Raw genomic sequence first — 20,264 nt, 5'->3', positions numbered from 1 at the left:
CGTGTTGCCCGATATGGACGTACGCGAGCCGAGTCGGTTATAGGACGAACGGCTTGTCCTCGGCACTACAACTACACCATCTGTCCAGCCACGTCGGCCAAACCGATGGAATTGCCCTCTGAGGTGTTGAACCTCGACGGAAGCCGATGGACCGCCTCATAGCGGACAGTCACACCGCCGTGACGAACAGTCACAGGGTGATCAAGCAGCATCAGCCCCACCAAGGTGGGCAATACCGATCTTTCCGACCATAGTTGGATGGATGGAGCCCCCGTCGAACTCCTTGTCCTATTTTGACACGAGGGACTGCTCTGAGAGCAAGGCCCCGGAAAGTGCTGTCCGTCACGCTTGAGGCTTTGGCCCCTTTCGGGACCTAGGTCCTGGAGGTCCGTGACGTACGCAACCCCCGTGGGCCCCAGCCCGTGTTCAGTTCACGAACACAACCCGATCGTGAACCGCCACGCACCGAACCCGCGTAGTCAGTTGGCGAACTGCAGTTCTCTCACACTCCGCCAGCGGTCCGTGAGCCGCTCGTAGGCGACGCCGGCCCGCTCCCCGTCCCCTTCTCGCAGTGCCGCGATGCCCTCCGCCACATCCGCGGCGGAATCGTCGTCGGCAAGCTGCTCCTCGGGGATCGCATGTGCCAGACCGCCGTAGTCCAGTTCGACGAGGGACCGCGGATGGAACTCCTCCAGCCATCTGCCCACGTCGACCAGGCCGTCGACGAGCGGCCCCTCCTCCAACTCCTCGCGGAGCACCTTCAGACCACGGGCGAGGCGGCGCCGCGCCTGGACCATCGGCGTGCGATAGCGGAGGACGAACTGCTGAACGCTCTCCTCACCCGTTCCGGGCTTCGCAAACTCTTTCTCTTCCGAAGAAAAAAGAACGAACCAGCGCACGGGGACATGCCACAGGGCGGTGCGGATCCACGGACGGGCATCGGGGTTGCGCGTCAGCCAGCGCTCATAGTCCGCGGCGGCCTGACGGCGTACGACCGGAGGCACCGCGGCGTCCAGCACCGTCTGCGGCATCGCCACCTCCTGCTCGCCCGCCGCCTGCGACAGCGCAGCAAGCGCCTGCCAGCCCCGCAGGCGCGTACGCCAGGGGCACACGCAGACCACACCGTCGACCTCGGCCACGAAGGCGTCGGCGCTCTCGCGCACGGGCACGGCGACCGGCGGTACGGGCAGAAGATCGGCCAGCGAGCGTCGCAACTCGTCCTGGGCGGTGGGCACCCGGTCCCGCTTGGCGTACCGCACCCAGTGCGCGCGCTCCGGTTCCGGAAACGCGGCCAGTGGCTCGTACACCCGCAGATACGCCGCGTACGGGACGATGACCGACGCCTGCTGAGCCACGCGTTTCCTCCAGAATCTCGCCACAAGAGCTCCCGCGGGAGCCCGGGTCCGCGTCCTGCCGGGCGGATCCCGAAGGACAGTTGACTACCACCGATCGTGGCACCGCAACGATGCGGCCGCGCGCAGGTCGTACCCTGCTGTCGACCGGCCCTCCCCGCCGTTCCGCGCCACAAGTACGGAAGGCGACAAAGAGGGCGTACAACCGCGACATCAGGAGTCACCACCGTGGCTGACGTACGTCCCTCCCCACAGCACACCGCGGCGCCCACCATCAGCGCCGACGGAGCGAGTGGCACAGGGATTCTGCGGACCCTCTTCCGGTCCGAGCAGGGCGGACACGAGCAAGTCGTGCTGTGCCAGGACCGCGCCAGCGGCCTCAAGGCAGTCATCGCCCTCCATTCCACCGCCCTCGGCCCCGGCCTGGGCGGCACACGGTTCCACCCCTACGCGGGGGAGGAGCACCCCGAGGAGGCCGCGCTGCTGGACGCGCTGAACCTCGCTCGCGGCATGTCGTACAAGAACGCGATGGCCGGTCTCCCCCACGGCGGCGGCAAGGCCGTGATCATCGGCGATCCCGGGAAGATCAAGACCGAGGAGCTGCTCCTCGCCTACGGGCGCTTCGTGGCGTCCCTGGGCGGCCGCTACGTCACCGCCTGCGACGTGGGCACGTACGTGCAGGACATGGACGTCATCGCGCGCGCGTGCCCCTGGACGACCGGCCGCTCCCCCGAGCAGGGCGGCGCCGGCGACTCCTCGGTGCTCACCGCATTCGGCGTCTTCCAGGGCATGCGCGCCAGCGCGCAGCACCTGTGGGGGGCGCCCACGCTGCGCGGCCGTACGGTCGGCATCGCCGGCGTCGGCAAGGTCGGGCATCACCTGGTGGAGCACCTCCTCGAGGACGGGGCGCGCGTGGTGGTCACGGACGTGCGGCCCGAGGCCGTGGAGCGGGTGCGCTCGTCGCATCCGGAGGTCGAGGCCGTCGCGGACACCGCGGCGCTGGTCCGCTTCGAAGGGCTGGACGTCTACGCACCCTGCGCCCTCGGCGGCGCCCTGGACGACGGGAGCGTCCCGGCCCTGACCGCCAAGGCCGTGTGCGGGGCCGCCAACAACCAGCTGGCGCACCCGGGCGTGGAGAAGGACCTCGCCGGGCGCGGCATCCTCTACGCGCCGGACTACGTGGTGAACGCGGGCGGTGTGATCCAGGTCGCGGACGAGCTTCTGGGCTTCGACTTCGCCCGTGCCAAAGCAAAGGCTGCAAAGATCTTCGACACCACGCTCTCGATCTTCGACCGGGCGGCGACGGACGGTGTACCGCCCGCGGCGGCCGCGGACCGCATCGCCGAGATGCGGATGGCCGGCGGCAGCCCGGGCGGCGACGGCGGGGAGGAATCGGACGGCTGATCCTGTCGGGACTCTTCACGTGGACCCCTCGGCGGGTCGACACTCGGACGCACGGTAAAATGAGAGCTGACCAGCGAAGAGAGAGCCACCGGCGGCGTCTGTCGGCGGCCGTGTCGTGCGGGCGGCGTACCGTACGGCGGCGGAAGCAGGTACCGTTGAAGCCCTACGGGCCGGTCTCTCCTTCGAGGGTCCGCTCTGAATTGTGAACGCGTGTCAAGACTCTGGGGCCGTCGAGCCCCGTCGTTGAGGGGGTCGAGCCATGGGGCGCGGCCGGGCCAAGGCCAAGCAGACGAAGGTCGCCCGCCAGCTGAAGTACAACAGCGGTGGGACGGACCTGTCGCGCCTGGCTGAGGAGCTGGGCGCATCGACGTCGAGCGAGCCGCCGAACGGCGACCGCTTCGAGGAAGATGAGCGTGACGACGACCCGTACGCACAGTACGCGGACGTGTACAACGACGAGGAGGACGAGGGCCAGTCCTCCGACTCTTCGGCGCACCGGCGCCGGAGCTGACGTCCACAGATCCCTGCCCGGTCCGGCGCAAGCCGGACCGGGTTCTGTGCTGTTCCGGGCGCTGTTGCGGCAAGTGATGTTCCGGGGCGCGCGGACGGCGCCGCGTGTATGCGCGGCGGATCAGCGCGCATAGTCACCAGTGAGGGTCACGGCCTCGGCGCCTGCGGGGCGCCCGGTGATCTCCCCCGCCACCCAGGCGTCCACCCCGCGGTCGGCGAGGGTGGCGAGCGCCGCTCCGGCCGACTCCTGCGGCACCACGGCGACCATGCCGACGCCCATGTTCAGCGCGCTCTCCAGCTCACCCCGTGCCACGTCACCGGCCTGCCCGACCAGGTCGAACACCGGGCCCGGTGTCCAGGTCCCGCGGTCGACACGGGCCTGCAGCTCCTCCGGCACCACGCGGGCGAGGTTGCCGGCGAGACCGCCGCCGGTGATGTGCGAGAAGGCGTGCACCTCGGTCGTACGAGTCAGGGCGAGGCAGTCCAGCGAGTAGATCCTGGTGGGCTCCAGCAGCTCCTCGCCGAGGGTGCGGCCGAACTCCGGCACGTGCCTCTCCAGGGCCCAGCCCGCGCGCTCGAAAAGTACGTGCCTGACCAGCGAGTACCCGTTCGAGTGAAGACCGGAGGCGGCCATCGCGATCACGGCGTCCCCCGTACGGATTCGATCCGCGCCCAGCAGCGCATCGGCCTCGACCACGCCCGTACCGGCGCCCGCCACGTCGTACTCGTCGGGGCCGAGCAGCCCCGGATGCTCGGCGGTCTCGCCGCCGACGAGGGCACAGCCCGCCAGCACGCAGCCCTCGGCGATGCCCTTGACGATCTGGGCGACGCGCTCGGGGACGACCCTGCCGACACAGATGTAGTCGGTCATGAAGAGCGGTTCGGCACCGCAGACGACCAGGTCGTCCACGACCATCGCCACCAGGTCGTGGCCGATGCTGTCGTGCTGGTCCATGCGTTGCGCGACGGCGACCTTGGTGCCGACGCCGTCGGTGGCCGAGGCCAGCAGGGGGCGCTCGTACCGCTTGAGCACGGAGGCGTCGAAGAGCCCGGCGAAGCCGCCGAGCGTGCCCACCGACTCAGGGCGCTGAGCCTTCTTGACCCACTCCTTCATCAGCTGTACGGCGCGGTCGCCCGCCTCGATGTCCACGCCGGCGGCCGCGTAGGTGGCGCCGGAAGATTCAGCAGGCTCGGCAGGCATGGGGTCGGCTCTCTCGGGTCGTGGGGGCATCCGGGCGGGAGTCCGCGGGACTGCGGTCTGCCATGGGCGGGCCGGCTACGGGCGTCGCAGGGCGTCGGTGCCGCCGACGCCCGCGGTGAGCGTCCCGACGCCGTCGACGTCCGGTACGGAGGGCTGCTCGGTGCTGTGCCCGTTGCCGGCTTCCGCGCCGGGCGCCGCCTCCGGTTCGCGCAGGTGCTTGCCCAGCAGCTCGGGGTCGGGCAGCGGCATCGGGTACTCGCCGTCGAAACAGGCGCGGCACAGCTGCGACTTGGGGATCGTCGTCGCTTCGGTCATGCCGTCGATGGAGATGTACGACAGTGAATCCGCCCCCAGGGACTTGCCGATCTCCTCGACCGTGAGGCCGTTCGCGATCAGCTCTGCGCGGTTGGCGAAGTCGATGCCGAAGAAGCAGGGCCACTTGATGGGCGGCGAGGAGATCCGTACGTGGACCTCGGCCGCGCCCGCCTCGCGGAGCATCCGCACAAGGGCGCGCTGGGTGTTGCCGCGGACGATCGAGTCGTCGACGACGACGAGGCGCTTGCCGCTGATGACTTCCTTCAGCGGATTGAGCTTCAGACGGATGCCGAGCTGGCGGATGGTCTGGCTCGGCTGGATGAACGTACGGCCCACGTAGCTGTTCTTGACCAGGCCGCTGCCGTACGGAATGCCACTGGCCTCGGCATAGCCGATCGCTGCGGGGGTGCCGGACTCGGGCGTCGCTATGACCAGGTCTGCGTCGGGGGCGGGTGCCTCGGCGGCGAGCTTGCGGCCCATCTCGACGCGCGAGAGGTAGACGTTGCGGCCGGCGATGTCGGTGTCCGGGCGGGCCAGGTAGACGTACTCGAAGACACAGCCCTTGGGCTTCGCTTCCGCGAAGCGGGTGGAGCGGAGGCCGTCCTCGTCGATGGCGATCATCTCGCCCGGCTCGACCTCGCGGATGAAGCTCGCGCCGACGATGTCCAGCGCCGAGGTCTCGCTCGCGACGACCCAGCCGCGCTCCAGGCGTCCGAGGACGAGGGGGCGCACGCCCTGGGCGTCGCGGGCGGCGTACAGCGTGTGCTCGTCCATGAAGACGAAGGAGAAGGCGCCCCGCACGAGCGGCAGGACCACTGGCGCTGCCTGCTCGACCGTGAGCGGGGTGCCGTCCTTGTCGGTCTGGCCGGCCAGCAGGGCCGTGACCAGATCGGTGTCGTTGGTGGCCGCGACCCTGGTGGCGCGGCCGCCGCTCTCCGACGACTGCTCGGCGACCAGCCCGGCGAGCTCGACGGTGTTGACGAGGTTGCCGTTGTGGCCCAGCGCGATCGAGCCGTGCCCGGTGGCACGGAAGGTCGGCTGGGCGTTCTCCCACACGGACGCGCCCGTCGTCGAGTAGCGGGCGTGGCCGACGGCGATGTGGCCGCGGAGGGAACCGAGGGAGGTCTCGTCGAAGACCTGCGAGACCAGGCCCATGTCCTTGAAGACCAGGATCTGCGAGCCGTTGCTCACCGCGATGCCGGCGGACTCCTGTCCGCGGTGCTGCAGCGCGTAGAGACCGAAATACGTGAGCTTCGCGACCTCTTCCCCGGGGGCCCAGACACCGAAGACGCCGCAGGCGTCCTGTGGGCCCTTCTCTGCGGGAAGCAGGTCGTGACTGAGTCGTCCGTCACCACGTGGCACGACACCGAGTCTAGGACAGGAGGCGCGTTGCTCCGAATCGGGGACAGGACCACCAGAATCGGGTGACATCTCCACTACCTGCGGTCACGGGGCCGCTCAGCAGGTGGGACGGCGCCGTCCCGCTCCGCCCTCAGCCCAGCAGGGGCAACAGGCCGCTGAGGTCGGCCCGTTCACCGCTGGCGGAGACCGCGGCGGCCTTACGGGCCTGCTCCCAGCCGACCCGGCCGGTCGCGAGCCTGATCCAGGTGAGCGGGTCGGTCTCCACGACGTTGGGCGGCGTGCCCCTCGTGTGCCGGGGCCCCTCGACGCACTGGACGACCGCGAAGGGCGGCACCCGCACCTCGACCGAGGCGCCCGGCGCCCGCACGGCGAGCGTGTCCGTGAGCACCCGTACGGTGGCGGCGAGCGCCTGCCGGTCGAAGGTGACGGCTCTGCCGGTGGCCCGGGCCAGATCGTCGCTGTGGACGACGAGTTCGACCAGCCGCGTCACTGTGAAGTCGAGCATCCGCATCGCTCCCGCGACGTGCGGGATGAGCAGGTCGCCCCGTACGGCCGACTCCAGTACGGGCTCCAGCTGTGCGGCGGCCTCGTCGATACGGGCCGCGCCGCCGGCGCCCGCGCGGCCGGCCTCCTCGCGGGTCTCCCGGTCCAGTCCCTCGGCGCCGGACGCGGTGGACAGCGCCCACGTCGGCAGATCCACCTCGGGGGCAGTGGCCTTCGACTCCGGGCCGGCCAGGAAGCGGGGCACCGCGTCGATCTGCAGCGCGATGTGGACGAGGAGCCGGTGCACGTCCCAGCCCGGGAGCCCCGATGGCCGTGCGCACTGCTCGGCGGTGAGTGCGTGCGCGGCGGCGGTGACGGCCTCGACCTGGCCGATGAGGGCCTGCCGGACCCTGGCGGGGTCGTAGCTGCGTTTGGAGGGAGCTTTGCTGCGTTTGGCGGGCGGCATGGTCAAGAGATTAGAGGCTGGGCGGTCGGCGGGCTGCACGGTTGCCGGGGCCCGGATCCCGCCCCCCTCCAGGCCCGGCCCGCCTGCTCACGCGCTCGCGGTGCTCTCCCGGGCGACCAGCCGGTGTTCCGCGTGCAGCGTCGTGTGCGGCGCCTCCGGGTCCCCCGCCGTACGGGCCAGCAGCGCCTCCACCGCGAGCCGGGCGAGCTGCCGCTTGTCCGGGGCGACGGTGCTCAGGGAGGGGACGCTGAAGCGCGTCTCCTCGATGTCGTCGAAGCCGATCACCGCGACGTCGCGGGGCACGGTGCGGCCCGCGTCGTACACGGCACGTACGGCGCCGGAGGCGAGCAGGTCGGAGAAGCAGAAGACGGCGTCCGGGGGTTCGGGAAGCGCGAGCAGGCCGCGCATGGCGGCCTGGCCGGCGGTGCGGCTGAAGGCGGGCACGAGGGGCGTGAGCTCCGGCTCGTGCGGGAGGCCTGCCGCCTGCAGGGCGTCCAGGTAGCCGCGGGCGCGCTGCTGCGAGGTGCTGGAGAGCGGGTCGGACTGGAAACCGACGGCCGCGACGCGGCGGCGGCCGCCCGCGATCAGGTGGGCCGTGGCGTCCCGTGCGGCGAGCACGTTGTCGATCAGGACGTGGTCGGCGGGCACTTCGTAGTCCCGCTCGCCGAGCAGGACGAGCGGGATCCGGCGCTCACGCCGGGCCAGCGTGGCCTGGTCGAGGCGCTGCGGGGAGAGGAGAACGCCGTCGATGAGCGGGTCCGACAGGCCGCAGGCGACGCGCAGTTCCGCGGCCGGGTCGCCGCCGGTGTCCTCGATGAGGACGGAGACTCCGTGCTCACGGGCCGCGTCGATGACGGCGGCGGCCAGCTCCGCGAAGTAGGGCTGGACGAGCTCCGGCACGGCGAGGGCGATGACGCCGCTTCGGCCCGTGCGCAGATGGCGGGCGGAGACGTGCGGCCGGTAGTCCAGCTCGTCGATGGCGCTGAGGACGCGGCGGCGGGTGGGCTCAGCGACGCGGACATTGCCCCGTACGACGTTGGAGACGGTCTTGATGGAGACGCCTGCCCGCTCCGCGACGTCCTTGAGTCTCGCCCCGGCCATTCCGCTCCCCTCGGGCCTGCTGTCCCGCACGCCCTGCTCCGGCCTGCCCCGTACCGCGCGGACGGAAAGTGCCGTCCGATGTGTTGACGTCAGATTACGCCCTGAGTACAACGTTGGAATAGCGATTCCGGCAAGCCTGCCGGGGGCGAAACCCGCTTTTCGTTGATCAAGCGTCCAGCCGACGCACGGCGCCGGGTAGAGCACAAGTGTGGCGTCGTGTTCGCACCGACGTCCTGGTCGTTGCCGTGCCCATGTTGATCCCGTAAGTCGCAGGCATTGCCGTGCCCGAACGGGATCGCTATCTTCCCAATCGAAATCCCGTACGCTGCACGATATTTCGAACAGATCCCGACGCTGAATGGGCGTGGTGCGTGTGCACGGCAACCTGCACGGCAGGAGGAGGTTCCTCGGCGCCGTCGGCTCCCTCGCGGCGGCCGGGGCGCTCAGCGGGTGCGGGAGCCCGGTCGGTCAGGCGTTCACAGGCTCCGCGGGCCCGCCGTCGCTGCTCAACTTCTGGCACCCCTTCACCGGCGGCGACGGCGCACAGCTGGACGCGATGCAGAGTGCGTACCGGAAAGGGAACCCCGGCGTCGACCTGAAGACGACCACGCTGGTGTGGGGCGCCCCGTACTACACCAAGCTCACCCTGGCGACCCTCGGCAACCGGCCGCCGCAGATCGCCATCACGCACGTGTCCAGGCTGCCCACGCTCGCCGCGTCCGGTCTGCTCCGGGAGATATCCGGCTCCGAGCTGGACGAACACGGCCTGACGCCCGACCGGTTCAAGAAGGCCGCGTTCCGCAGCGCCCACCACGAGGGCAGGCTCTACGCGCTGCCGCTCGACACGCACCCGTTCGTGCTCTACTACCGCACCGACGTCGCGAAGAAGGCCGGACTGCTCGACGACAAGGGCCGGCTGGCGGACGTCGACGGGCCGGAGAAGTTCCTCGACGCGCTGCGGGCCGCGAAGGAGGCCACCGGCGTCTGGGGCGGCTCCATCGCCACCGTCAAGGACCCGGCCACCTGCTGGCGGCTCTTCTGGTCCCTGTACCGGCAGTTGGGCGCCGACCTCGTCACCGACGGCGGCCGGAAGGTGGTCATGGACGTGGGCGCCGCCGAGGAGGCGCTCGCCTTCATCCACCGCATGGCCGCGGAGAAGCTCATCCCTCCCGGCGCGGACGGCGACGGCGGCGCGATCACACTGCTGACCTCCGGGAAGGCGGGCTTCCTGATGGACGGCGAGTGGCAACTGCTCGCCGTACAGGGAGCGGTGAAGGACAAGTTCGACATGCGCACCTTCCCGCGGATCTTCGACGACGCCCCGTACGCGTGCGCCGCCGACTCGCACGCCTTCATCCTGCCGAGCGCGCCCTCCGAGAAGGCCCAACGAGCGGACAAGGCACTGGAGTTCGCACGGTCGATGCTGGATGCGAGCCTGCTGTGGGCCAAGGGCGGCCACATCCCCGCCTGGCAGTCCACCGAACGCTCCGACGCCTACCACCGGCTGGAGCCACAGGCGCACTACAGGGACGCCGCCGACAGCGCGGCGTACGACCCGGCCGCCTGGTACTCCGGCGCGGACAGCAACCTCTACCGCCGCTTCAGCGACGTCGTGTCGTCCGTGGTGGGCGGCGACACCCGCCCCGGGCCGGGCGCGGCACGCATGCGCGCGGCGATCAAGGACCTGGCCGGAATGGAGGCACCCGTATGAGCACGGGGACGAGCGTGCACCTGGGGTCCGGGACCGGCGTGCCCACGACCGGCAGCAGGACCGGGACCACCCGCTGGACGGCCTCCGGGATGCTGCTCCCGTTCGGCGTCTTCTACGTGCTCTTTCTGCTCGGCCCCCTCCTCTACACGGCGGTCGCGGGCTTCTTCAACGACAGTCTCGTCAAGAGCGGTCCGGGCGAGTGGGTCGGGACGGCCAACTACGCGGAGGCGCTCGCCTCTTCGGAGTTCTGGTCCAGCCTCGGACACACCCTCTGGTTCACCGTGCTGACGACCGTGCCGCTGATAGTGCTGGCGCTGACGCTGGCCCTGATGACGGACCGCTTCTCGCGCGGGAAGTGGTTCTTCAGGCTGGCGTTCTTCGCCCCCTTCATGCTGCCGTCCTCGGTGATCTCGCTCCTCTTCATGTGGATCTACGCGGACCAGATCGGGCTGGCGCAGGGGGCCGTCAAGTGGTTCGGCGTGGACGCGGCGCCCTCATGGCTCGGCGACCCGGACTGGGCGATGATCTCGATCGCCGCCGCGACGGTCTGGTGGACGGTCGGCTTCAACTTCGTCATCTACCTGGCCGCGCTGCAGGAGATACCGCGCGACGTGCACGAGGCCGCGGCCATCGACGGCGCGGGCCCCTGGCAGCGGCTGCGCCTCGTCGTCATCCCGATGCTGGGGCGAGCGACCACGCTGGTGGCGGTGCTCCAACTCGTCGCGTCGCTCAAGGTCTTCGACCAGATCTACATGATGACCAACGGCGGCCCGGACGACGCCACCCGGCCTTCGCTGCTGTACATCTTCCAGACCGGATTCACGGACGGCCGTGCCGGATACGCCTCGACCGTGGCGCTGCTTCTCTTCGTCATCATCCTGCTGATCTCGCTCGTCTGGTTCGCGCTGATCCGGCGCACCGAGAAGGAGGGCTGAGCACGATGACGACGCTCACCCCGGCGGCACCTGACCGCACCGCTCAGCCGGCACCGTCCCCGTCGCGCCGGAGCACCGACTACACGGACTCCGAGCGGCTGTTCAACCGGGTCGTGCTGGGCGTGCTCGTCGCCCTGGCGCTGCTGTGGCTGGTCCCGATCGCGTGGGCAGTGGCCACGTCCGTACGGCCGCCCAACGACATCGCGACCGATCCGACCTCGTGGCTCTCGGACAATCCGACGCTCTCCTCGTACCAGGAGCTCCTCTCCGAGGGACGGATGCAGTACTGGTACGTGAACAGCCTGATCACCTCGTCGCTGACGACGCTGCTCGCGGTGTGCACCACGTCGCTGGCGGCGTTCGCGCTGTCGCGGCTGAACTTCCGCTACCGGCGGCCGGTCTTCCTCATCGTCCTCGCCGGCGTCATGATCCCGCCGCAGCTGCTGATGATTCCGCAGTTCCTGACGCTGCAGGCCACCGGGATGCTCAACACGTACTGGGCGGTCATCCTGCCCCAAGTGCCCAACGTCGTCTCGGTCTTCGTCTTCAAGCAGTTCTTCGACGGCATTCCCGTCGAACTGACGGACGCGGCGCGCGCGGACGGCGCGAGCTGGCTGCGGATCTACTGGCAGATCGTGATGCCGCTGTCCCGTCCCGCCATCTCCGCCGTGACGATCTTCGTCTTCGTGTGGTCGTGGAACAACTTCCTCTGGCCGCTGCTGGCCGTGACGGACCCGCAGATGATGACACTGCCCGTCGGCCTGAACTCCGTACAGGACGCCTTCGGACTGCCGCAGGCCCAGCTGATGGCGTCGGCGGTGCTGGGGGCGCTGCCGCTGCTCACCGTTTTCCTCTTCTTCCAGCGCCGGATCGTCGAGGGAATCGCCGGCACCGGCCTGAAGTAGCACCCGCCCCCCGGGGGGACGGGACGACCGTCGCGATGAGCACCAAGTCGCGACGAGCACCAATAGGACGAGCACCACGAGAGGGAGGCACCCCGCGTATGACCGGCCAGCCCGTCGGCACCGCCCGCTTCACCATCGACCCCGACTTCGCCCTCGGCACCGTGGACCCCCGCCTGTACGGGACCTTCGTCGAGCACATGGGCCGCTGCGTCTATACGGGCATCTACGAACCGGACCACGAGAGCGCCGACGAGCACGGCTTCCGCGGCGACGTCTCCCGGCTCGTACGCGAACTGGGCACGGGCCTCGTCCGCTATCCCGGGGGCAACTTCGTCTCCGGCTACCACTGGGAGGACGGCGTCGGCCCGGCCGCGGACCGCCCCCGCCGCCTCGACCTGGCCTGGCGCAGCATCGAGACGAACCAGGTCGGCACCGACGAGTTCCTCGGCTGGGCCGGCCGGCAGGGCGTCGAACCGATGATGGCCGTCAACCTCGGCACCCGCGGCATCGACGCCGCACGCGCCCTCGTCGAGTACTGCAACATCCCGGGCGGCACCGCCTGGTCGGACCTGCGCGTGAAACACGGCGTACGCGAGCCGCACGGCGTGCGGCTGTGGTGCCTCGGCAACGAGATGGACGGCCCTTGGCAGACCGGCCACACCACGGCCCGCGAGTACGGGCGCCTGGCGGCGGAGGCGGGCAAGGCCATGCACCAGGTCGACCCCTCCATCGAGCTTGTGGCGTGCGGCAGTTCGAACGCGCGGATGCCGACCTTCGGCGAGTGGGAGCGGCAGGTCCTGCACGAGACGTACGACGAAGCCGACTACCTCTCCCTGCACGCCTACTACGAGGAGACCGGCGGCGACCGCGCCAGCTTCCTCGCCAGCGGCGCCCAGATGGACGCCTACATCTCCGACGTCGTCTCCACCGCCGACCACGTGCGGGCGGTCCGCCGTTCGACGAAGCGGATGAAGCTCTCGTTCGACGAGTGGAACGTCTGGTACCAGTCCCGCTTCCCCGGCGAGCGCGCACTGCCGCTGGAAGAGAGGCCCCGGCTCATCGAGGACACCTACAGCGTCACGGACGCTGCCGTCGTCGGCTCGCTGCTGATGACGCTGCTGCGCCACGCCGACCGGGTAGCCGTCGCCTGCCTCGCACAGCTCGTCAACGTCATCGGCCCCATCCGCAGCGAGCCGGGGGGCCCGAGCTGGCGGCAGACCACCTTCCACCCCTTCGCGCTGACGGCACGGCACGCGCGGGGCACGGTGCTGCGTACGGAGGTGTCCGGGCCGGTGATCGAGACGCAGAAGCACGGGCCCGTACAGGCGCTCGACACGGTCAGCACGCTGGATCCGGAGACCGGGGAGCTGACGGTGCTGGCCGTCAACCGGCACCAGGAGCAGAGCCTCCGGCTCAGCGCCGCACTCCGCGGACTGGCCGCTCCGTACCGGGTGACCGAGCATCTGCTGATCGCCGACCCCGACCCGGACGCGGCCAACACGGAGGCCGAACCGGACCGCGTCACGCCACGGCCCGTACGGGACACGGCGGTCAGCGCGGAGGGCGAACTGGAGGCGGTGCTCCCGCCGGTCTCCTGGAGCGTGATCCGGCTGACGCCGGAGGGCTCATGATCCGGCTGACGCCGGAGGGCTGACCGAGCCCCGGCCGGGCCCGCGTGGACCTGGCAGGACCCTGACCCGGCGCGGGCCGGAACCCGGCACCGGCCCGCGCCGCCCCTTACGGGTCTGCGGGCTTGCGGGCTTGCGGGCCCATCCGCCGAGCCGCGCCCGTCACCGACACCGCCGACCACGCACACCGTGGTCACCCACCACCGCGGCGGGAAGAAGCGCCCGGCACAACAGCCGAGACCACGGCCGACAAACCGCTACCCCGGCCTGCCCCAAGGCAGCCACCGACCCAGCGGAAACCCCGGGCGAGGCCACGCCGGGTCGCCCGAAGGCCGGGTCGCCCGAAGGCCGGCGTGCCCGGAGGAGCTGGCTCCGCACGCCGGAGCCCGAGGGCTCCTGCGGGACCGAACGGCCGCGCCGGATCACCGGAGGCGGCACAGCCGGACGCTCGAGGGCGGAGCCCCGGTCCGAGCCCGGGCGGGAGCACGGCACGGCCCGAGCGGAATCCCGACGTCGCCGGGGCGCGGAGCGCCGTCAGGCGCCCGCGCCGGAGGCGCAACCGGCTCGCGCCGGAGGCGCCCTCCGCTCAGCGGGGCCGGCCGAACAGCCCCGGAAGCGTCCCCTCGTGCGCCTCGCGCAACTCCCGCAGGGAGATGCCGAACTGGCCCTGGATCTCGATCTCGTCGCCGTCGACGACGCCGACACGTGCCGCCGGAAGCCCCCGCGCCCCGCACATGTCGTTGAAACGGACCTCCTCACTCCGCGGGACCGCGACCAACGCGCGCCCCTGCGATTCGGAGAAGAGGAAGACGAACGGCGAGAGTCCGTCCGGAACCACCACGCGCGCCCCGTTGCCGCCCTTGAGACAGGACTCGGCGAGCGCCTGGATCAGGCCGCCGTCGCTCAGGTCGTGCGCCGCATCGATCATCCCGTCCCGGGAGGCGGCGATGAGGATCTCCGCGAGCAGCCGCTCCCGCTCCAGGTCGACGGCCGGGGGCAGCCCGCCCAGGTGCCCGTGGGCGACCTGGGACCAGGCCGAGCCGCCCAGCTCCTCCCGGGTGTCGCCCAGCAGGTAGAGCAGCTGCCCCTGCTCGGCGAACGCGACCGGCGTACGGCGGCTCACGTCGTCGATGACACCGAGGACGCCGACAACAGGAGTCGGATGGATCGCCGCGTCGCCGGTCTGGTTGTAGAGGGAGACGTTGCCGCCCGTCACCGGCGTGCCCAGCTCGCGGCAGGCGTCGGCGAGCCCCCGGCACGCCTCGGCGAACTGCCACATCGCCGAAGGGTCCTCCGGCGAACCGAAGTTGAGGCAGTCGGTGACCGCCAGCGGACGTGCGCCCGTCGCCGCGACGTTGCGGTACGACTCGGCCAGCGCCAGCTGCGCGCCCGTGTACGGGTCGAGCTTGGCGTAGCGGCCGTTGCCGTCGGTGGCGAGCGCGACCCCGAGGCCGGTCTCCTCGTCGACGCGGATCATGCCGCTGTCCTCCGGCTGCGCCAGCACGGTGTTGCCGAGGACGTAGCGGTCGTACTGGTCCGTGATCCAGGACTTGGCGGCCTGGTTGGGCGAGGAGAGCAGCGCGAGCGTGGCGGCGCGGAGCTCCGCACCCGAGCCGGGGCGCGGAAGCGCAGCCGCGTCGTCCGCCTGCAGCGCGTCCTGCCAGGGCGGACGCTCGTACGGACGGCGGTAGACGGGCCCCTCGTGCGCGACGGTGCGCGGCGGTACGTCGACGATCTGTTCGCCGTGCCAGTAGATCTCCAGCCGCTCGCCCTCCGTCACCTCACCGATGACGGTGGCGATGACGTCCCACTTCTCGCAGATCTCCAGGAAGCGGTCCACCTTGTCCGGCTCGACGACGGCGCACATCCGCTCCTGCGACTCGCTCATGAGGATCTCCTCGGGGGAGAGCGAGGAGTCGCGCAGCGGGACGGTGTCCAGCTCGACGCGCATGCCGCCGCTGCCGGCGCTGGCCAGCTCGGACGTGGCGCAGGACAGGCCCGCGCCGCCCAGGTCCTGGATGCCGGCGACCAGCTTCTCCCCGAAGATCTCCAGGGTGCACTCGATGAGCAGCTTCTCCTGGAACGGGTCCCCGACCTGGACCGCCGGACGCTTCGCCGGGCCCTTCTCGGGGTCGGTCTCCTCGAACGTCTCGGATGCCAGCACCGATACGCCGCCGATGCCGTCGCCGCCGGTGCGCGCCCCGTAGAGGACGACCTTGTTGCCGGTGCCGGAGGCCTGGGCGAGATGGATGTCCTCGTGCTTCATCACGCCGACGCACAAGGCGTTGACCAGCGGGTTTCCCTGATAGCAGTCGTCGAACACCGCTTCGCCGCCGATGTTGGGCAGGCCCAGGCAGTTGCCGTACCCGCCGATGCCCGCGACGACGCCGGGCAGCACGCGCCTGGTGTCCGGGTGGTCGGCGGCGCCGAAGCGCAGCGGGTCCATCACGGCGACCGGACGGGCGCCCATCGCGAGGATGTCGCGGACGATGCCGCCGATGCCGGTGGCCGCGCCCTGGTAGGGCTCCACATAGCTGGGGTGGTTGTGCGACTCGACCTTGAAGGTGACGGCGTAGTCCTGGCCGATGTCGACGACCCCGGCGTTCTCCCCGATCCCGACGAGCATCGCCTCGTTCTCGGGTTGTCCGGGGGCCTTCTCGCCGAACTGCTTCAGGTGCACCTTGCTGCTCTTGTACGAGCAGTGCTCGGACCACATGACCGAGTACATGGCCAGCTCGGCGCCGGTAGGGCGGCGGCCGAGGATCTCGCGGATGCGCTCGTACTCGTCCTGCTTGAGGCCGAGTTCGGCCCACGGCTGCTCGGCGGAGGGGGTGTCCGCGGCCAGCTTGACGGTGTCGAGTGCGGTGCCTGCGGAGGACGTACGCGTCATGCGGTGACCAGCCTCTTGAGTACCGAGGTGAAGAAGCCCAGCCCGTCGGTCGTCGGTCCGGTGAGGGTCTCGACGGCGTGCTCGGGGTGCGGCATGAGGCCGACCACGTTCCCGGCCTCGTTGGAGATGCCCGCGATGTCGCGGCGGGAGCCGTTGGGGTTGCCGCCGGCGTAGCGGAAGACGACGCGGCCCTCCGCCTCCAGGGCGTCGAGGGTGCGCTCGTCGGCGACGTAGCCGCCCTCGCCGTTCTTGAGCGGGACGGTGATCTCCTGCCCCTGCCCGTAGTCGGAGGTCCAGGCCGTGTCCGTGCGCTCCACGCGCAGCCGCTGGTCGCGGCAGACGAAGTGCAGGTGGTCGTTGCGGGTCAGCGCTCCGGGCAGCAGATGCGACTCGCACAGCACCTGGAAGCCGTTGCAGATGCCGAGCACCGGCATGCCGGCGCGCGCCTGCTCCAGCAGCGGCTCCATGACGGGCGAGAAGCGGGCGATGGCCCCGCAGCGCAGATAGTCGCCGTAGGAGAAGCCACCGGGCAGCACGACGGCGTCCACCTGGTGCAGATCCGGATCGCGGTGCCAGAGCTCCACGGGCTCGCCGCCGGCGAGCCGGACGGCGCGGCGGGCGTCGCTGTCGTCGAGCGACCCGGGAAAGGTGACGACGCCGATGCGTCCGAGGCCGCCGGTCACGCAGCGGCCCCCTTGGAAGCCTCTTCGGCCCCTTCGGCATCTTCGACGCGCACCGTGTAGTTCTCGATCACGGTGTTCGCGAGGAACTTCTCCGCCAGTTCGCGAATACGGGCCAGCGCCTCGTCGGTGACGGGCTCCGCCACCTCGAGTTCGAAGCGCTTCCCCTGGCGTACGTCCGCGATGCCCTCGAAGCCGAGGCGGGGCAGTGCACGCTGCACCGCCTGGCCCTGCGGATCGAGGATCTCCGGCTTCAGCATGACGTCGACTACGACGCGAGCCACAGGTACTCCCGGTGATGGTGATGTGCTGAGCAATGGTGCGTCTGCGGGCGAAGCAACGCGCTCGCCAGCCTACCGGCCCTGAGAATCTACGCGCGTTGATATCCCGGTCCGCACCCTCCCCGCCCCGGCTTTCCGGCGCGATCCGTCCACCACTGCACCGCCCGGAGCTCTGGGAAAAATGCCGTGAAAAAAGTATGGTCCCGATTGCGGTCTGACACGCGAGTCGAAATACTCGCGCTTCACATTGCAAAGCCCGCGGCTGTACAAAAGAGAAAGTCCCGGCTCCAATCCCGCGGATCACTCGCGCCTCTTGCTGGTCTTCCCATGTCAGCGCGGGAATCGTGTGATCCATTTCGTGATCCTGATGGAAGGTCCGATATCCGTGGCACAACGTGTAGTGGTCACCCTCTCCGACGACCTCGACGGCGGAGAAGCAGCGGAAACGGTCTCCTTCGGGCTCGACGGGAAGTCGTACGAGGTCGACCTCAACATCGAGAACGCGAAGAAGCTGCGCGAGGACCTGGCCCGCTTCGTCGAAGCCGGCCGCAAGCGCGCCAAGTCCGGCAAGGCCTACCACCGCACCTCGGTCGCCCCCGACCCCCGCGCCGTGCGCGCCTGGGCCGAGTCCAACGGCTTCGAGGTGCCCGCCCGCGGCCGCATCCCGAAGAAGGTCTACGACGCCTTCAACGCCGCCCGTTGACCCTGCGCCCGGCCCGTACCGCGGGCCGGGCGGCCCGACTTGCCACGGACCCCGGTTGATCCGCTAGAGTCTGGCCGTCGCCGCGGGGGAAACCTCGCGGAACGCGCGGGTGTAGCTCAGTAGTAGAGCGCCCCCTTTCCAAGGGGGAGGCGCAGTGTGCGATTCCTGTCACCCGCTCTCGTCCTCGCCGGACCGGCATCGGAAACGATCAGGTACAGTGGGGTCGCGCAGCCAGCCGGTGCAAGCCGGATGGAAGCAGGCGGACGTAGCTCAGTTGGTAGAGCGCAACCTTGCCAAGGTTGAGGTCGCGAGTTCGAGCCTCGTCGTCCGCTCCACGTACAACGGAATCCTCATTCAAGAGGTATGTGAGAGCCCCGGTCCCCGGACCGGGGCTCGTTCATTTCCCCGGTCCCGAAGGTGTCCACCACTTCCGCGGCGCCTCCGCGTGCAAGCCTCCTTGCCCGCGCATGAGGTTCGTCATGCGCACTCGTGACACCACGCACCGGGCGACCGCCGGGCCGCGCGGAAGACTGAGGGACATGGATGCGATCGAGGTCGACGGACTCAAACGGCGATATGCGAAGGGCTTCGAAGCCGTGCGCGGCGTCTCGTTCTCCGTACGGGAGGGCGAGATCTTCGCGCTGCTGGGCACGAACGGAGCGGGAAAGACCTCCACGGTCGAGCTGCTGGAGGGCCTCGCCCGGCCCAGCGGCGGCAGTGTGAAGGTGCTCGGTTTCGACCCGTACTCGGAACGCACGGCGGTGCGGCCCCGCACAGGCGTGATGCTTCAGGAGGGCGGCTTCCCGTCCGAGCTGACGGTCACCGAGACGATTCGGATGTGGGCCGGCTGCACGAGCGACGCCCGCCCCATCGGCGAGGTTCTGGCACAGGTGGGGCTCTCCGACCGGCGCGCGAACGTCCGCGTCAAGCAGCTCTCCGGAGGTGAACGGCGGCGCCTGGACCTGGCGATGGCGCTGGTCGGGCACCCGGAGGTGCTCTTCCTGGACGAGCCGACCACCGGCATGGACCCGGAAGGACGCCGGGACACCTGGGAATTGGTACGCGAGTTGCGCAGGGCGGGCACGACCGTGCTGCTGACGACGCACTATCTGGAGGAGGCCGAGGAGCTGGCCGACCGGCTGGCCATCATGCGTGCGGGGCGCATCGTCACCACGGGCACGCCCGAACAGGTCGTCGCGGAGCGCCCGTCCAGCATCCGCTTCGCGCTGCCGGACGGTCTCACCGCTCAGCATCTGCCGCCGACGCTGCCGCCGGCCACGGTGCGCGAGGGACGCTTCGAGATCCGTACGCCGCAGCTGCAGGCGGTGCTGACCGACCTACTGCTGTGGGCGCGGCAGACGGGCGTCGAACTGCCGGGCCTGCATGCCCGCACGGCCACCCTCGAAGAGGTCTTCCTGGAGATCGCGCAGCTCCCGGACGAAACCGACGATGACAGGCGGGCCCCGGGCGCGGCCAAGCACGCCAAGAAGGAGGTGGAGCGGGTATGAGCACCACGGAAGCGGCCACGGTGAAGGCACCGGGCAAGGTGGACACTTCGGCGACGGGGCGCCGGCTGCGCGCACTCGGCCGTGCCGAACTGACGCTGCTGATGCGGAACAAGGCGATGCTCTTCGTCGCGCTCGCCACCCCGGTACTGCTGACGCTCCTGATGCGCCAGACCACCAGCGGCATGAACCTCAAGGGCACCGGCCTGTCGATGGGCACGGTGCTGATTCCCGGCTCGATCGGCTACGTGCTGGTCTTCGCCGTCTACGCGAACCTGACCGGCATCTACGTCACGCGGCGCGAGGAGCTCGTGCTGAAGCGGCTGCGTACCGGTGAGGCGAGCGACGGCGAGATCCTGACGGGCAGCGCGCTGCCTTCGCTGGTGCTGGCGCTCGGGCAGTGCGTGCTGCTGCTCGGCGGCGGCGCGGTGCTGCTCGACCTCGCACCGCCGGAGCGGCCCGAACTCGTCGCGGCGGGGGTGCTGCTGGGGCTGGTGCTGATGGTGCTGCTGGCCGGGGTTTCGGCCGTGTTCACGCGGACCACGGAAGCTTCGCAGATCACCACGTTCCCGTTCATGGCGGTCTCTTTCGTGGGATCCGGGATCGTGATTCCGCTGGATGTCATGCCGGACACCCTCGCAACGGTGTGTTCACTGCTCCCCGTGTCGCCGACGATGGAGCTGGTACGCAACGGCTGGGTGGGCACGCTCAGCGGCGCGGACACGGCGAAGGCCCTGGGCATCCTGGTGGTGTGGATCGTACTCGGCACGCTCGCCGTACGACGCTGGTTCCCCTGGGAGCCGCGGCGGTAGACAGGTGAGGAGCACGGGCA

At 70.4% G+C, this 20,264-nt stretch carries 17 protein-coding genes and 2 tRNA genes; 11 read left to right on the top strand and 8 right to left on the bottom strand.

Going from position 1 to position 20,264, the window contains the following annotated elements; translation table 11 throughout:
* Positions 1-479: 479 nt before the first annotated feature.
* Positions 480-1,355, bottom strand: coding sequence for a DUF8083 family protein (locus ACSMXX_RS16835; protein ID WP_070012865.1), 876 nt, complete (start codon positions 1,353-1,355; stop codon positions 480-482).
* 270 nt (positions 1,356-1,625) lie between these two features.
* Here ACSMXX_RS16835 and ACSMXX_RS16830 point away from each other — a divergent pair, with 270 nt between their 5' ends.
* Both ACSMXX_RS16830 and ACSMXX_RS16825 read left to right on the top strand, forming a co-directional pair.
* Complete coding sequence (locus ACSMXX_RS16830; protein WP_473184815.1) at positions 1,626-2,756, top strand: Leu/Phe/Val dehydrogenase; 1,131 nt, start codon at positions 1,626-1,628, stop codon at positions 2,754-2,756.
* Positions 2,757-3,015: 259 nt separating this feature from the next.
* The gene (locus ACSMXX_RS16825) at positions 3,016-3,267 is read left to right on the top strand and encodes a DUF3073 domain-containing protein (protein ID WP_473179525.1); all 252 of its coding nucleotides are present in this window, start codon (positions 3,016-3,018) and stop codon (positions 3,265-3,267) included.
* A gap of 120 nt (positions 3,268-3,387) precedes the next feature.
* Here the strand turns inward: ACSMXX_RS16825 and purM are convergent, their stop codons facing one another.
* The 4 genes from purM to ACSMXX_RS16805 form a co-directional block, all read right to left on the bottom strand.
* On the bottom strand, positions 3,388-4,467 hold the full coding sequence (gene purM / locus ACSMXX_RS16820) for a phosphoribosylformylglycinamidine cyclo-ligase (RefSeq protein WP_473179524.1): 1,080 nt from the start codon (positions 4,465-4,467) through the stop codon (positions 3,388-3,390).
* Between the two features lie 75 nt (positions 4,468-4,542).
* A complete protein-coding gene (purF, locus tag ACSMXX_RS16815; protein ID WP_473179523.1) occupies positions 4,543-6,144 on the bottom strand; it encodes an amidophosphoribosyltransferase in 1,602 nt (533 codons plus the stop codon).
* Positions 6,145-6,274: 130 nt separating this feature from the next.
* Positions 6,275-7,093 (bottom strand): maleylpyruvate isomerase family mycothiol-dependent enzyme, encoded by an 819-nt coding sequence (locus ACSMXX_RS16810; protein ID WP_473179522.1) that lies wholly within the window; start codon positions 7,091-7,093, stop codon positions 6,275-6,277.
* Positions 7,094-7,180: 87 nt separating this feature from the next.
* On the bottom strand, positions 7,181-8,194 hold the full coding sequence (locus ACSMXX_RS16805) for a LacI family DNA-binding transcriptional regulator (protein ID WP_473179521.1): 1,014 nt from the start codon (positions 8,192-8,194) through the stop codon (positions 7,181-7,183).
* A gap of 364 nt (positions 8,195-8,558) precedes the next feature.
* Between ACSMXX_RS16805 and ACSMXX_RS16800 the strand changes: the two genes are divergently transcribed.
* The 4 genes from ACSMXX_RS16800 (at position 8,559) to arfA (ending at position 13,376) form a co-directional block, all read left to right on the top strand.
* On the top strand, positions 8,559-9,905 hold the full coding sequence (locus ACSMXX_RS16800; protein WP_473179520.1) for an ABC transporter substrate-binding protein: 1,347 nt from the start codon (positions 8,559-8,561) through the stop codon (positions 9,903-9,905).
* Positions 9,902-10,840, top strand: coding sequence for a carbohydrate ABC transporter permease (locus tag ACSMXX_RS16795; RefSeq protein ID WP_473179519.1), 939 nt, complete (start codon positions 9,902-9,904; stop codon positions 10,838-10,840). Before ACSMXX_RS16800 ends, ACSMXX_RS16795 begins: the two co-directional genes overlap by 4 nt.
* A 5-nt stretch (positions 10,841-10,845) precedes the next feature.
* Positions 10,846-11,745 (top strand): carbohydrate ABC transporter permease, encoded by a 900-nt coding sequence (locus ACSMXX_RS16790; RefSeq protein ID WP_473179518.1) that lies wholly within the window; start codon positions 10,846-10,848, stop codon positions 11,743-11,745.
* 98 nt (positions 11,746-11,843) lie between these two features.
* Positions 11,844-13,376, top strand: coding sequence for an arabinosylfuranosidase ArfA (gene arfA, locus ACSMXX_RS16785; protein WP_473179517.1), 1,533 nt, complete (start codon positions 11,844-11,846; stop codon positions 13,374-13,376).
* A gap of 583 nt (positions 13,377-13,959) precedes the next feature.
* Here the strand turns inward: arfA and purL are convergent.
* The 3 genes from purL to purS are packed head-to-tail and all read right to left on the bottom strand — an operon-like array spanning position 13,960 to position 17,227.
* Positions 13,960-16,263, bottom strand: a complete 2,304-nt coding sequence (gene purL, locus ACSMXX_RS16780; protein ID WP_473179516.1) for a phosphoribosylformylglycinamidine synthase subunit PurL — start codon at positions 16,261-16,263, stop codon at positions 13,960-13,962.
* Entirely contained in the window at positions 16,260-16,946 is a 687-nt protein-coding gene (gene purQ, locus ACSMXX_RS16775; protein WP_473179515.1) for a phosphoribosylformylglycinamidine synthase subunit PurQ, read from the bottom strand. Before purQ ends, purL begins: the two co-directional genes overlap by 4 nt.
* Positions 16,943-17,227, bottom strand: a complete 285-nt coding sequence (gene purS, locus ACSMXX_RS16770; RefSeq protein WP_473179514.1) for a phosphoribosylformylglycinamidine synthase subunit PurS — start codon at positions 17,225-17,227, stop codon at positions 16,943-16,945. The genes purQ and purS overlap by 4 nt, the downstream gene beginning before the upstream one ends.
* Before the next feature lie 382 nt (positions 17,228-17,609).
* Between purS and ACSMXX_RS16765 the strand changes: the two genes are divergently transcribed.
* The 5 genes from ACSMXX_RS16765 (at position 17,610) to ACSMXX_RS16745 (ending at position 20,244) form a co-directional block, all read left to right on the top strand.
* A complete protein-coding gene (locus tag ACSMXX_RS16765; protein WP_473179513.1) occupies positions 17,610-17,927 on the top strand; it encodes a histone-like nucleoid-structuring protein Lsr2 in 318 nt (105 codons plus the stop codon).
* A 105-nt stretch (positions 17,928-18,032) separates the two neighbouring features.
* A tRNA-Gly gene (locus ACSMXX_RS16760) sits at positions 18,033-18,104 on the top strand.
* Between the two features lie 82 nt (positions 18,105-18,186).
* A tRNA-Gly gene (locus ACSMXX_RS16755) sits at positions 18,187-18,262 on the top strand.
* A gap of 204 nt (positions 18,263-18,466) precedes the next feature.
* Positions 18,467-19,435: an ABC transporter ATP-binding protein gene (locus tag ACSMXX_RS16750; protein WP_473179512.1), complete on the top strand. Its 969-nt coding sequence runs from the start codon at positions 18,467-18,469 to the stop codon at positions 19,433-19,435.
* Positions 19,432-20,244, top strand: a complete 813-nt coding sequence (locus ACSMXX_RS16745) for an ABC transporter permease (protein WP_473179511.1) — start codon at positions 19,432-19,434, stop codon at positions 20,242-20,244. The genes ACSMXX_RS16750 and ACSMXX_RS16745 overlap by 4 nt, the downstream gene beginning before the upstream one ends.
* The last annotated feature ends 20 nt before the right edge of the window (positions 20,245-20,264 follow it).

The sequence above is a fragment of the Streptomyces sp. DSM 116795 genome (assembly GCF_055792905.1).
This window is presented reverse-complemented; position numbering and strand designations above follow the sequence as displayed.

Bases quoted from the DNA above. Each gene is read 5' to 3' on its own strand.
- ACSMXX_RS16825 (WP_473179525.1), top strand. From the start codon at position 3,016: ATGGGGCGCGGCCGGGCCAAGGCCAAGCAGACGAAGGTCGCCCGCCAG.
- purM (WP_473179524.1), bottom strand. From the start codon at position 4,467: ATGCCTGCCGAGCCTGCTGAATCTTCCGGCGCCACCTACGCGGCCGCC.
- ACSMXX_RS16810 (WP_473179522.1), bottom strand. From the start codon at position 7,093: ATGCCGCCCGCCAAACGCAGCAAAGCTCCCTCCAAACGCAGCTACGAC.
- ACSMXX_RS16805 (WP_473179521.1), bottom strand. From the start codon at position 8,194: ATGGCCGGGGCGAGACTCAAGGACGTCGCGGAGCGGGCAGGCGTCTCC.
- ACSMXX_RS16795 (WP_473179519.1), top strand. From the start codon at position 9,902: ATGAGCACGGGGACGAGCGTGCACCTGGGGTCCGGGACCGGCGTGCCC.
- ACSMXX_RS16790 (WP_473179518.1), top strand. From the start codon at position 10,846: ATGACGACGCTCACCCCGGCGGCACCTGACCGCACCGCTCAGCCGGCA.
- arfA (WP_473179517.1), top strand. From the start codon at position 11,844: ATGACCGGCCAGCCCGTCGGCACCGCCCGCTTCACCATCGACCCCGAC.
- purL (WP_473179516.1), bottom strand. From the start codon at position 16,263: ATGACGCGTACGTCCTCCGCAGGCACCGCACTCGACACCGTCAAGCTG.
- ACSMXX_RS16750 (WP_473179512.1), top strand. From the start codon at position 18,467: ATGGATGCGATCGAGGTCGACGGACTCAAACGGCGATATGCGAAGGGC.
- ACSMXX_RS16745 (WP_473179511.1), top strand. From the start codon at position 19,432: ATGAGCACCACGGAAGCGGCCACGGTGAAGGCACCGGGCAAGGTGGAC.